Genomic DNA, 13,519 nt, shown 5'->3' with positions numbered 1-13,519 from the left:
GGCGGCTTAAGCTGTTAACTCTGGCCAAAGCAGATCAAGATTTAAGTACTCTTCGATGGCATCAGCGATTCGATTAATACCCAGCTCTTTAAGCTGTTCGTGGTCAATCGCGGTCACATCGTTGGCTCCTGCCCATTCGCAAATAAGCGACAACGCATCACTGTTGTCGAATACGCCATGCAAGTAAGTACCAAAAATCGAGTTATCTTGATTCACAGCGCCATCTAGGCTGCCAGATTCTAACTGAACCGGTAAGGCTGTTTCTTTGACATCAGTCCTACCTACGTGGATTTCATACCCTTTTACTTGTGCTGTTTTGCCATCCAGCGTCATGGTGCCGCGTACGTTGGTTAAGGTTTTCTGCTGTGTAAGGGTCGTTTCAGTATCCAGATACCCTAACCCTTCGCTGCTGCCGGGTTCCCCTTCAACGCCATCAGGATCGTGGATGATGTTACCTAACATTTGGTAGCCACCGCAGATACCCATCACTTTGCCGCCTAAGCGCAGGTGGCGTTGAATATCTTTATCCCAGCCTTGTTCTTTTAGGTAATCCAAATCTGCTCTTACCGACTTTGTACCCGGCAAGATAATTAAATCAGCATTGTTTACACGTTCGCCTTTACCGACATAACGTAAATCAATCGAAGGATTCAATCTTAACGCGTCAAAGTCTGTATGGTTGCTGATTCGGGTTAGCACTGGCACCGCCACCTTAAGCTTAGCTTCTCCGTCAGACTCTTGAGCAGAGGTAATGGCATCTTCCGCTTCTAAGTTAAAACCATGCAGATATGGCAAAACACCAATGACTGGCTTGCCGGTTTTTTCCTCTAGCCAATCTAGGCCAGATTGAAGCAGTGCGATATCGCCTCTAAAACGATTTATCACAAAGCCTTTTACACGAGCTTGTTCAGATTCAGACAATAGAGCTAATGTCCCGTAGAGATGCGCAAAAACGCCACCACGGTCAATATCAGCAACGATGAGCACAGGGATGTCCGCTTTCTCAGCAAATCCCATGTTAGCGATATCATTTTCACGAAGATTGATTTCGGCTGGGCTCCCCGCACCTTCAATCATCACGCTTTCATATTCTTCAGAAAGTCGGTCAAACGAATCGATAACTGTATCCATCGCCACTTTCTTGTAATCATGATAACCCGTCGCTTCCATGTTGCTCAGCGCTCGGCCTTGCAAAATCACTTGCGCGCCGGTATCTGAGTTGGGCTTTAGCAATACAGGGTTCATGTGAACGGTTGGCTCTATATTACAAGCTTGCGCCTGAACCGCTTGAGCACGGCCAATTTCGCCACCATCTTTTGTCACAGCACTGTTCAACGCCATGTTTTGTGGCTTAAAAGGTGCCACTTTGATTCCTTTCCTTGCCAAAACACGGCATAAACCTGCCACCAAAACACTTTTTCCGGCATCTGACGTTGTCCCTTGAACCATAAGGGCACTTAATGGTGCTCGCATTTGTACTTAAATCCTTAATTTCTTAATTTCTTAATTTTCAATTTATAGCTGTGGGCAATATTTCTCTGCGACCATCTTAACGTCATTGCCGAGTAGATGCTCAATAAAATGAATGGAAAATGAATGTGTTACTCACTCTGGATTCAACCCCAGTGTTGTTTAATAGCTCCATCGAAACGAAGCTTGTGAACGATAACAGGCGCTTCAACAAAAAACGTACTAACGAAAAGAAACGTTTCAAATTCAGAAAAACGTTTCTACTAAAAACAACATTAAGGGATTCACCATGAAAAAAACTGTATTAGCTATCGCATCTACTATTATCCTTGCTCCTACTTTCGCAATGGCTAGTGACCACAACAGCAATAATAATGTCAACAGCAAGCACGAAAGCGTTATTGCTTATACTGGCCCGATTGAAACCGTTTCTGTTGCGACACTACTTGCCGACACAAGCATGTTCGCAGAGCAAGAAGCAATTGTGGATGGCAAGATTGTTCGTCAACTAAAGAATGACACGTTTGTCTTCTCTGATGGCCAGAGTGAAATTCAAATCGAACTTGATGATGATATCCGCCTAGCACAACCACTGACCGCTGATACAAAAGTTCGTATCTTCGGTGAATATGAAGGTGGTAAGACACCTGAAATCGAAGTGGACCACATCCAGGTTCTATAAGCGATTAATATAAAAATACCGACTTCAAATAATTGGCCTGCATATTGCAAGATTTTTTGTATTATACTGCCGCAAAATACAATTTATATGGAGTCACCATGCTAGGTTGCACGAATAAGACTGTCCTTTTAGGACTCGCTGCACTGTGTTCATTCTCTGCGTCTGCAAACAACTTTAACTACAACACATTCGAGCTGCGCATGGGTACTAGCCCAAGTACTTTCGGTGGTGAAGTCACAACAATGTTCACTCAGAACTCTCATTTTGTTGCTCGTATCGATTCAGAATTTGAAAGTGATTGGGATGCAGCGGTAGGTATGGGATTCAACGGCCCAATCAGTCAATTTGCTGACGTTACTGGCCAAATGTTACTGCACAACATTGAACGGAATGACGATAACCACATCAAAACAGAAATTAACCTTGGCTTGAGAGCTTGGTTAATGGCAAACGTTGAAGTTAACGCACGCCTTGGTCAACTGATCGACAACGATGACACTCGTTCAATTTTGGGTATCGGTGCTCGTTTCCATTCAACTGATCAACTGTCTGTTGGTCTTGATATGCGCAATAACGGCACATATGGCCACCAAATCTTAATGTCGGCTCGATTCGGATTCTAATCTAGATTTCAATTACTGAGTAATAAATAGCTAAACGTATTACATAGAAAAGCCCCGAACATATTAATGTTCGGGGCTTTTTTGTTTGTTAGTTTCGCTGGCTTTTAGTCGTTCACGCCCTAAGCCAGCGACTTACTTTATAAATTAACCATCAGCATCTTTTTCTGATGATCTAAGTACTCTTCATAAGTACCTTGGAAACTAACCAATTGCTTGTCTTTCACATCAATAACGTGTGTCGCCAAAGAAGAAACGAACTCACGGTCATGGCTTACGAAGATAAGTGTGCCAGTGTAAACCTTCAACGCATCGTTAAGCGCTTGAATTGCTTCCATGTCCATGTGGTTCGTTGGTTCGTCCATTACAAGCACGTTGATGTCTTGCATCATTAGCTTGCCGAATAACAGACGGTTCTTCTCACCACCTGAACAGTTTCGCGCTTTCTTGTTCGCGTCATCAGCAGTAAACAATAGACGACCTAGAATGCCACGTACCATAAGGTCATCGTGCTTCACTGTGCGCCATTGAGAGATCCAATCGAAGATGCTCAGGTCGTTGTCAAAGTCAGTCGTGCTATCTTGTGGGCAGTAGCCTACCGATGCGTTTTCAGACCATTTAACGATACCTTCGTTTTGCTCTAGTTCTTGAACTAGGCAACGTAGCAGCGTGGTTTTACCCACACCGTTCTCACCGATAACAGCAAGACGTGTGCCCGCTTCAAGCAGCAAGTTACCACCAGCAAACAGTGTTTCGCCATCGAAGCCGTGACTAAGCTCTTTAAGTTCAAGCGCTTGACGGTGCAATTTCTTGCCTTCACCAAAATCAATTGATGGGCTCATACGGCTCGATGATTTCACTTCATCAAGCGTGATTTTGTCCATTTTCTTAGCACGTGAACTTGCTTGCTTCGCTTTAGATGCGTTTGCACCAAAACGGTTAACGAAATCTTGAAGTTCGCTAATTTCAGCCGCTTTCTTAGCGTTGTTTGCTAGAAGTTGCTCACGAATCAAACCAGAAGCTTCTAGGAAGTACTCGTAGTTACCAGGGTAAACACGTAGCTCACCGTAGTCGATATCAGCCATGTGCGTACACACAGAGTTCAGGAAGTGTCTATCATGCGAAATGATGATCATTGTACATTTACGCTGGTTTAGCTCTTCAGCAAGCCAGTTGATCGTGTGAATGTCCAAGTTGTTGGTTGGTTCATCAAGAAGCAGAATATCTGGGTTTGCAAATAGAGCTTGCGCCAGAAGCACACGCAGTTTCCAGCCTGGAGCAACTTGCTGCATCAGGCCGAAATGGAACTCTTCTTCGATACCCGCTTGAATTAGGATATCACCTGCACGGCTTTCAGCTGTGTAGCCATCCATTTCAGCGAATTCACTTTCAAGTTCAGCGACTTTCATACCATCGTCTTCGCTCATTTCTGGCAAAGAGTAAATACGGTCACGTTCTTGTTTTACTTCCCACAGTTTTCTATCACCCATGATCACAACGTCGATAACGCTGTATTGTTCAAAAGCGAACTGATCTTGGCTTAGCACACCCAGTTTTTCTCCTGGAGTGATAGAAACGTTGCCCGAGCTTGGCGTTAATGCACCACTTAGGATTTTCATGAACGTTGACTTGCCGCAACCATTGGCGCCGATCAAACCATAGCGGTTGCCGTTACCAAATTTAGCAGAGATGTTTTCAAACAGCGGCTCTGCGCCAAATTGCATTGTGATGTTCGCGGTAGATATCAAAGAACTAATTCCTAAGCGTGTACTGACAGATAATTATTAGGCTATTTAAAGAACCTAAATAAGAAGTACGAAAGTATGGATTAAACAAAAATCGAAGCGCGGATTATATAGAGATCTCGATCACGTTGTCGAGGCCAAACCGTAAACGAATCGTAAACATAGACCATTTAGATGCTTTTCATACGTTATTAACGTGTAAATAGAAAAATCCCCACCAGTTGAACTGACGGGGATTCTATTTATCGACACTAAAGTGTTCTGTTAAAACTATCTCTCTTCAAGTCTAAAAGACCTGATTATGAGACGAAGCGTTATTTAGTAATTTTCTTTTGAACGTACTTTTGGCTTACATCCACTACCGCAACATCTCTAAAGAAGCTTCTACCCAATAGGATTGGGAAAGAAAGATGCGTTCGATCAGCTAGCGTAAATTCAGTTTTGTCTTTTAGATCGCCAATTTGAATCGAAGCTACAACCACAGCGCGTCGTTGTGTGCCTTCTGCGCTTGATTGCTTGATCTTAACCCAGCGTTCTACTGGTAAGCTGATCTCTTCAGTTGTAATTCCGTCGTGTTCAATCTTGAACTTAACCCAGTCTTTGCCGTCACGTTCAAAATCAACAATATCAACTGCACTGATTGAAGAGGTTGTTGCACCGGTATCGACACGTGCTTTAAACGCTTCTTTTAAACCAGGAACAAACACCCACTCTTCTTCACCAAGAATCAGTTTGCCATCACTTGTTTTTCTAACCTTCTCTACTGGTTTTTCAACAGGTGCAGGTTTTACTTCCGGCTCAGTTGGTTTTACTTCTTCAGGCTTCTCAGTAGGTTCCGTTACTTTCTCGCCTTCTGTAGCGTCAGTTCTTGAAGAGTCATCCACAACAGGTTGTTCGATTTGAGGCTTTTGCTCTGGCTCAACAGGAGTTTGAGTTGTAGCCGAACAAGCAAACAGGCCACCACTTAGCATTAAAACTACAATCGCTTTCCAATTATACATTCAGTCACCTTCTATTTTGAAACGTTTGCTATCGCTTTTGCTACATAAGGAATATGAGATTCGGAAAGGCCTGCGATATTGATGCGTCCATCACCAACACCATAGACTCCATATTCTTCACGTAATTGATTCATTTGAGTTTCTTTAAAGCCTAGTACACTAAACATGCCTTTATGGCTTTCAATGAAGTCAAATTGTGACGTGTTATAAGTATTTCGCAATTCATCACATAAACTTTGGCGCAGATTTAACAAACGTTGCTGCATTTCACTCAATTCTTGCTCCCAAATCGAGGTTAGCTCTTGATTCTGAAGAATTGTTTTAACCAAAGCTGCACCATGATCTGGCGGCATTGTGTAAGTTGAACGAGCAAGCGTTAGAAGCTTACCTTTAGCATTGCCAACGTGTTCGCTGTTTTTGCCAATCACGATAGCGGCACCCGTTCTTTCACGGTATAAACCGAAGTTCTTCGAGCAAGATGTCGTAATCAACATCTCTTCGACGTTGTTAGCCATGTGTTGAAGACCTTTTGCGTCTTCTTCTAAGCCATCACCAAAGCCTTGGTAAGCAATATCAACGAACGGCAAGAAGCCATTTTTCTGCGATAGTTTGGTAATTTCCTGCCACGCCTCAAAGTCGATATCCGCACCCGTTGGGTTATGACAGCAACCGTGCAGTAGTACCACATCTGATGGACCCGCTTTTGAAAGGTCATCCAACATTCTTGCAGTATCAACTTGCTTCGTTTCAGGACTGAAGTAATTGTAATATCGAACTTTTAAGCCTGCCGCTTCCATCACCGGTTTGTGGTTAACGTAGCTTGGGTTTGAAATCCAAACCGTGGTGTCTGGTTGAGAAACTTTCATTAAGTCACCCAACATGCGAAGTGCACCACTTGCACCCGGTGTTTGAATCGCAGCAACGCGATCCATTGCAGAAGTCCCTTTAAGCAGCAGATCAACCATGCTCTGGTTGAACTCTTCACAGCCTGCTAGGCCAACGTAAGCTTTGGTTTTCTGCGTTTCAACAACGATATCTTGAGCCATAGAAACGGCTTTCATGATCGGAGTTTCGCCTTGATCGTTTTTGTAAACGCCAATGCCTAAGTCGACTTTATCAGTACGAGTATCGCCGCGGTAAGCAACAGAAAGAGATAGAATTGGATCTAAAGTTGGTTTTGGTAGATGTGAAAACATGAAAGTCACAACCCTTTGAAATTCAAGTAATGAGTTTCACGTTAACATTATCGTAGACAAATCAGAAACATTTTTTAATAGAAGCGCTTAGTTAGAATAAGTAAACAGAGATTGGTCATTTTACGTCACAAAACAGCGTAAATTTCGAACACTTTTAGTGCTTTATCAAAAGAGCAGTAGCTTGTTTAAGAAGTACCTTGTTGATTCTCAGCTAAATGCCTTGTTTGAATTGCCTTGGTGTCATGCCCGACCAAGCTTTAAATCGAGTACTAAAGTTCGCTGCATTCGGGTACCCCACGATCTCGCCAATATGTTGAATCGACCAATCACTCGATTTCAACAAACGAGCAGCGTATTCCATTCTCATACGCATAATATGAGTCATCGGGCTATGAGAGTAATAACGTTGGCACAAACGATGGAAGTGCGGCTCTGAACAAGGAAATAGGTTTGCTAGCTCATGCACATTCCACTCTTTATGAAGCTGCTTTTGAACACTGTCGAACACACGTCTCAAGCGAATCAAATTTCGAGACTGTTGCTGCGGGACTGGTGCATTAATCATGAACTCTATTTGGGCTACGCTGTGAATGGCAATCGCTCCGCCTAAATCAATGGGCAAGGCAATACTTCTCAGCAAGGTATGAATACAAGACGAGACGACTTCGGCTGCAGGAGAGAGCGTATAACTCACTTCATCATTGACGACATTATCCCAATGCTTATCAGGCGATAGAAAGATCCACGCTATCTGCCATGTTTCTTCTTCAATCCCAAAGCCATTCTCAACGCCTGCAGGCACAGTAATGCACGACCCCGGCTCTAGAATATAGCGACACGCCCCACTTTCTAACCACCCTTTGCCCCTAACCGTGTAAAGCAGCATGTGTTTCTGTGGATTCTTCCGATGGACAGAAAAGAAATCTCGGCACGACGCCGTCCCACACTGAACGATACCCAATTCTTCGAATGCCAATACATGGCTTTGATCGACAAACTCTTGGTGTGTCTGATCAGAGATCTCGTACCGTTCGTGTTTCTCACTCATTTCACTGGTCGCTCATTAGGTTTGTCTGCAATTAAATCGCCACATTAGTCATTCGATAGTTTTGAAATAGATGATTTTGAAAACAGGTCGTTTTGACAAATAGGAAGCTTTTGAAAATAGATAGTTTGGCAAAAGTTTGTGATGAACCTGAACAATACAGCCAAAACAAATACCGATAAACTTCTCGCATATTAACCACAGGGGAAATGCGATGCGCTCGACATATCGTCATCTAGACAAAGATTTTTGGCAAAAGCTTTTACACATCGGTTTGCCTGTATCGCTACAAACTATGTTGTTCTCATTGCTCGGCGTTGTCGATATTTTCATGGTCAATCAGCTTGGTGATGCGGCAACCGCAGCAGTTGGCGTTGGCAACCGTATCTTCTTCTTTAACTTAATCATGGTTTCCGGAATTAGCGGTGCAGTCAGCGTGCTAGCTTCGCAATATTTTGGAGCGGGTGATTTCAATGGCATTCGACGTGTCTTGTCGCAATCTTGGGCGTTGTCTATCTTTGCTATCATCCCTTTTGTTTTGATTTATACACTGGTTCCTGAATCAGTCGTGTCTGTGGTGGCCTCAGACCCTGATTACGTCCGCTTGGCAACGGATTACCTTTGGATAACAGGAGCCAGCCTTTTTGGTACCGCGATCGTAGTGCCCTTAGAAAGCGCACTGCGATCGGTCGGCGAAGCCAAGTTACCCACCAAGATCAGTATTTGGGCAATCATCGTTAATGCGATTCTCAATGCATTGCTGATCTTTGGTTTGTTTGAATTTCCAGAACTGGGCGTAGTTGGTGCGGCTATTGGCACCACGGTGTCTCGATTCTTTCAGACGATAGCGCTGCTTATCATGGCGAAGAAACACTACGCGCATCTATTCCCGACATTAAGTAATTGGCGAGAAGCGATATTACCGAAGCATAGAAAGAAGTACTTCACGATAGCAATACCTATGTTGGTTCATGACACAGCATGGGCGGGTGGGATTCTTATTTATAACGTGATAGTTGGGCAAATGGGCGTTGGTGAACTTGCGATCATCTCACTGTTATCACCAGTGGAAAGCATCTTAATTTCTGCCTTCTTGGGCTTTGCTGTTGCCGCTTCGATCATTCTAGGCAATGAGATTGGTGCGAAGAATTATCAACGTGTTGAAAATACCGCTTGGGGCTATGTACTTGTCAGTTGTGCACTTGCGACACTATTGGCAGTGCTGTGCTTTATCGCCAAGCCAGCCATTGTTCAATTAATCGATTTAACGCATCTGGAACTCAAAGATACAGCGGTCAACGTCGCTTTGGTGATGGCCGCAGGGATGATATTGAGAGTGTTCAACATGGTTGGCATAGGTGGCGTGTTAAAAAGCGGCGGAGACATCAACTACAGCATCTTCATCGACATATTTGGCCAGTGGGCCATTGGTATTCCCCTCGCCTATTTCACCGCTTTAGTACTGGGCTGGTCTTTAGAATGGGTGCTGATGATTGTGTTACTGGAGGAACTAGCGAAGATCGCTTTAACTAGCCAGCGAATTCACTCTAAGAAATGGATCAACAACCTAATAGAAGAGCGGGATCACGTCGCAGCTTGAATGGTAGTTTGAGCGAATAAACGAAAAGAACTCACACCCAAGGGCCGATTGGTTGCATTGCGCTAACCATGACGCCCTTTTTCGTTTACGAGTGTGCAAAGTCACGACAGCAGTTATATATCAGTAAATCGATGGATGATTTGGTTTGAACTACCACGCCAATCCAACATTGGATCCGCTTTATCTTGCTCAAAACGACCATCAATCAAAGTATCAACATATTCAAGTACTTGCCTCTGCTTTTCGTCGAGTTCGTCGAGCTCGTAGCCCGTCCACATCCAGATGTCTTTGCCTTCACATTCTGCTTTTACACGCTGAACAAGCTTAAGCACTTCAGACACGTTTGCAGGATGCAAAGGATCACCACCAGAAAGCGACAAGCCACGACGCTTAATACGCGGATCATTGAGATCAGCGATAATGTGGTCTTGCAGTTCTTGAGTAAACAAATGCCCAGAGTCCAACCTTTGCGTCGATTGGTTATAACACCCGCGACACTGGTGTACACAACCCGACACAAACAAAGTGCAGCGTGTTCCAGGGCCATTTACAACGTCGATTGGGTGATATTGGTGATAATTCATAAGGCAGTATTGAAAACTCGTGATGGCTTAATGGTTTAACTCGAAAAGTAGCGAGAGTTGAAACAAATGAATTGGTATCGACATAGCGCCGATACCAAACATATTTCTTGAAACGTAGCTCTTCTAAGTAAGCTAGCTAATAATCTTAGAGCTTACTAAAGATGCTTCACGCGGCGTTTAACTTCTTCTTGCTTACCGAAGTTAAATGGTCGTGCATCTGGGCTACCAAGGTAACCACAAACACGGCGCGTCACCGATACTTTGGTTGAGTCATGGTTGCCACATTTAGGACACGTAAAGCCCTTACTTGTACAGTCGAACTCACCGTTGTAACCACATTCGTAACACTCATCAATCGGTGTGTTAGTGCCGTAATAAGGAACACGTGTGTAGCTGTAATCCCATACGTTTTCTAGTGCTTCGATGTTCTTCTGCATGTTCGGGAATTCGCCGTAACAGATAAAACCACCGCTAGAAATTTCAGGATAAGGCATCTCGAAATCGATCTTGTCGTATGGGTTCACTGTCTTCTGCACATCTAAGTGGAAGCTGTTGGTGTAGTAACCACGGTCTGTCACACCATCAATCACACCAAATTCTTTGGTGTCGATGCTGCAGAAACGGCTACATAGGTTTTCACTTGGTGTGCCGTATAGGCTGAATGCGTAACCTGTCTCTTTGGTCCAAGATTCCACTTCACGCTTCATGTACTCCACCAGCTCAAGCGCTTTAGCACGCATTTCGCCATCGTCGTACAGGTGAACGTCAGTACCGTAAAGCGCAGTCATTGCTTCGTGGATACCAATGTAACCAAGAGAAACAGACGCACGGCCGTTCTTAAAGATATCAGCGATAGAGTCGTCTGCTTTCAAGCGAACGCCACATGCACCTTCCATGTATAGGATTGGAGCAACACGTGCTTTCACGTTTTCTAGACGAGAAATACGAGTTTCTAATGCACGACGAGCCAGCTTGAGTTTATCATCAAGCAGTTCGTAGAACTTAGCCATATCTTGTTTTGCGTTAATCGCAATACGTGGCAAGTTCAAGCTAACAACACCTAAGTTGTTACGGCCTTCGTGAATCAACTCACCATTTTCTTCATAAGTATTCAAGAAGCTACGACAACCCATAGGCGTTTTGAATGACCCTGTCACTTCTACTACTTTGTCGTAGTTAAGAATGTCTGGGTACATACGCTTAGACGCACACTCAAGCGCTAATTGCTTGATGTCGTAGTTTGGATCTTGCTTCTGGTGGTTCAAACCATCTTTGATCGCAAATACCAGTTTAGGGAACACGGCTGTTTTACGGTTCTTACCCAAACCTGCAATGCGGTTTTTCAAGATTGATTGCTGAATCAATTTCGAGCCCCAGCTTTCACCTAAACCAAAACCAAACGTCACGAATGGTGTTTGACCATTAGCGGTGTGCAGCGTGTTTACTTCGTACTCCAGAGATTGGAACGCGTCGTAACACTCTTTCTCTGTGCGAGAGATAGCAAAAGCTTCTGGGCTATGAATGTCCCACTCTTTCGCTAGCGATAAGTGCTTCTCGTAGCTCGCCATAACGTAAGGTTCAAGAACCTCATCGATGCGGTTAATCGTTGTGCCGCCGTAGATGTGACTCGCCACTTGCGCGATGATCTGCGCGGTTACCGCTGTCGCCGTAGAAATAGACTTAGGTGTGTCGATTTCCGCGTTACCCATCTTGAAGCCATGCGTTAACATGCCTTTCAGATCGATAAGCATGCAGTTAAACATTGGGAAGAACGGTGCGTAGTCTAGATCGTGGTAGTGAATATCACCACATTCGTGAGCATGTACGATATCACGTGGCAAAATGTGAGTTTTCGCATAGTGTTTAGCCACGATACCCGCCAGCAGGTCACGCTGAGTTGGGATTACTTTGCCATCTTTGTTCGCGTTTTCATTGATTAGATCAACGTTGCTTTCTTCGATCAAACCTTCGATCTCACGAGTTAAAGCGCTTTGCTTCTCACGGGCGATGTCGCGGTCATGACGATATTCAATGTAGGCACGAGCCAGAGACTTGTATGGTCCCTGCATTAGCTCGTTCTCGACCATGGTTTGAATTTCAGAGATATGAACTTCATCGTAGTCTTCGAGCTTCAACTCAACTGCTAATGCCACATTCAGTGCATAAATAGCAATTTCCTTATCGGCTTTGTCTGATGCTGCTTCCACTGCAGCTTGGATGCGATCTCTACTGAATGGAGCTCTTGAGCCATCACGCTTGATTACGATTGATTTCACCACTTCTCCTTACTCTTGAGGTATTCACAGACTTATCCACAAACACACTATATAGAGCGATTTATCGTTTAACTAACACTAGATATTGTGGCGTATTTAACGAGAACCACCAACTTTGAGTATTGATTTGGATCAATAAAAAGAGAACGCTGACTAAGATCAATTCAATATTATTACGCTAGTTCTCAAGTCGAAAAGAAACAATGTAACAATAAAAAAACTCCTAAAAAGAGTTGAATTTTTGGTAAGTGTTGTAGGATAACGGCTCATCAATATTGGCAGACAAAATTAGGGATATTTGGCATGAAACGACTTCAAAACTGGATAATGTTAGGCTGCTTACTCAGTAGCCAGACATTTGCTGAACCTTTGACCATATCCAGTTGGAATATCGAATGGTTATCAACCAACGAGGCTGTGAATAAGTTTTCTGACAAACGTGATCAAGCTGATTTCGACAAACTCGCAACTTATTTTCAATCCTTAGACGCAGACGTGGTTGCGTTTCAAGAAGTCGATAACGTAAATGCCATTCAGCGTGTGGCTGGTGATCAATACAAGATATTGATGTCTGACCGGGCGCTATCTAAGAACAGCAACCGCCAATTTAAAGAAGTGAACCAATACACGGGATTTGCAGTTCGTAAAGGAGTAGCCCTCATCGACTACGCTGACTTTCCGCTTGAAACCACATCCAACAGTAAACTTAGGTTTGCCAGCTATATCGTTGTAGAAACAAACTTTAAACCCATTCACATGTTGTCTGTGCATTTAAAGGCAGGTTGTAGCGGAGCGTATAAGTCCAACCGCGATTGCTCTCGTTTAAAAGAGCAAGCTCAGCAACTGAACAAGTGGATAAAGCAAAGAGAGCGCAATAACGAAGACTACGCCATTCTTGGCGACTTTAACCATAACCTCGCTTACTCACGAGATTGGATGTGGAAAGAGTTATCACAATATACTGATGCGCAGTTAGCGACACGAAAGACCCGTGCAGATTGTAAGGTACGCTCTAACCGCAACAATTATCGCACACATCAGTTCCGCTCTGTTATTGATCATATTGTGGTGAGTGAGTCGCTAAATGCTTCTCCTGCAAAGCAGAAGGTATTTGAAACACAAGATGTTCTGGACTACAAACTCAGTGACCACTGCCCAGTTTCAACGACTATTAAATAGTAGATTTTAGATAACAGCAGATTGTAGATAACTGAAAATAATAGAAACAGTAAATATAGAAAGAGGCTGACTGACTTTCGTGCTGAAAGCGAGTCAACCTCTATGCTTGGTCAGCTCAGAA

Annotated in this window: 11 protein-coding genes; 4 read left to right on the top strand and 7 right to left on the bottom strand. The window is 43.8% G+C overall.

Features of this window, described 5'->3' with window-relative positions:
• Window positions 1-6: 6 nt before the first annotated feature.
• Window positions 7-1,473 carry a cobyric acid synthase gene (locus F0229_RS15645; RefSeq protein ID WP_171733216.1) on the bottom strand — a complete coding sequence of 489 codons (1,467 nt, stop codon included), beginning with the start codon at window positions 1,471-1,473 and terminating at the stop codon, window positions 7-9.
• 286 nt (window positions 1,474-1,759) lie between these two features.
• Here F0229_RS15645 and F0229_RS15640 point away from each other — a divergent pair, with 286 nt between their 5' ends.
• Window positions 1,760-2,152, top strand: a complete 393-nt coding sequence (locus tag F0229_RS15640) for a YgiW/YdeI family stress tolerance OB fold protein (RefSeq protein ID WP_171733215.1) — start codon at window positions 1,760-1,762, stop codon at window positions 2,150-2,152.
• A gap of 98 nt (window positions 2,153-2,250) precedes the next feature.
• The gene (locus tag F0229_RS15635) at window positions 2,251-2,775 is read left to right on the top strand and encodes a hypothetical protein (RefSeq protein ID WP_017060115.1); all 525 of its coding nucleotides are present in this window, start codon (window positions 2,251-2,253) and stop codon (window positions 2,773-2,775) included.
• 137 nt (window positions 2,776-2,912) lie between these two features.
• On the opposite strand, the gene F0229_RS15630 is transcribed toward F0229_RS15635, so the two are convergent.
• The 4 genes from F0229_RS15630 to F0229_RS15615 form a co-directional block, all read right to left on the bottom strand.
• Entirely contained in the window at window positions 2,913-4,520 is a 1,608-nt protein-coding gene (locus F0229_RS15630; protein ID WP_080544704.1) for an ABC-F family ATPase, read from the bottom strand.
• Window positions 4,521-4,831: 311 nt separating this feature from the next.
• The gene (locus F0229_RS15625) at window positions 4,832-5,518 is read right to left on the bottom strand and encodes an ATP-dependent zinc protease (RefSeq protein ID WP_171733214.1); all 687 of its coding nucleotides are present in this window, start codon (window positions 5,516-5,518) and stop codon (window positions 4,832-4,834) included.
• Between the two features lie 11 nt (window positions 5,519-5,529).
• Window positions 5,530-6,714 carry an amino acid aminotransferase gene (locus F0229_RS15620; protein ID WP_171733213.1) on the bottom strand — a complete coding sequence of 395 codons (1,185 nt, stop codon included), beginning with the start codon at window positions 6,712-6,714 and terminating at the stop codon, window positions 5,530-5,532.
• A 211-nt stretch (window positions 6,715-6,925) separates the two neighbouring features.
• A complete protein-coding gene (locus tag F0229_RS15615) occupies window positions 6,926-7,762 on the bottom strand; it encodes an AraC family transcriptional regulator (protein WP_017070518.1) in 837 nt (278 codons plus the stop codon).
• A gap of 211 nt (window positions 7,763-7,973) precedes the next feature.
• On the opposite strand from F0229_RS15615, the gene F0229_RS15610 reads away from it, so the two are divergent.
• Entirely contained in the window at window positions 7,974-9,359 is a 1,386-nt protein-coding gene (locus tag F0229_RS15610) for an MATE family efflux transporter (RefSeq protein ID WP_171733212.1), read from the top strand.
• A 113-nt stretch (window positions 9,360-9,472) separates the two neighbouring features.
• Here F0229_RS15610 and nrdG read toward each other — a convergent pair whose 3' ends face one another.
• The gene (nrdG, locus tag F0229_RS15605) at window positions 9,473-9,943 is read right to left on the bottom strand and encodes an anaerobic ribonucleoside-triphosphate reductase-activating protein (protein ID WP_017069098.1); all 471 of its coding nucleotides are present in this window, start codon (window positions 9,941-9,943) and stop codon (window positions 9,473-9,475) included.
• Window positions 9,944-10,098: 155 nt separating this feature from the next.
• Window positions 10,099-12,219, bottom strand: coding sequence for an anaerobic ribonucleoside-triphosphate reductase (gene nrdD / locus F0229_RS15600; protein ID WP_102394372.1), 2,121 nt, complete (start codon window positions 12,217-12,219; stop codon window positions 10,099-10,101).
• 303 nt (window positions 12,220-12,522) lie between these two features.
• Between nrdD and F0229_RS15595 the strand changes: the two genes are divergently transcribed.
• Window positions 12,523-13,398: an endonuclease/exonuclease/phosphatase family protein gene (locus tag F0229_RS15595; protein WP_171733211.1), complete on the top strand. Its 876-nt coding sequence runs from the start codon at window positions 12,523-12,525 to the stop codon at window positions 13,396-13,398.
• Window positions 13,399-13,519: the final 121 nt, after the last annotated feature.

The organism is Vibrio sp. AIC-3 (assembly GCF_013114515.1).
Lineage (GTDB): Bacteria > Pseudomonadota > Gammaproteobacteria > Enterobacterales > Vibrionaceae > Vibrio > Vibrio crassostreae_C.
The sequence above is the reverse complement of the archived record's forward strand: the minus strand, read 5'-3'. Positions and strand labels throughout refer to the sequence as shown.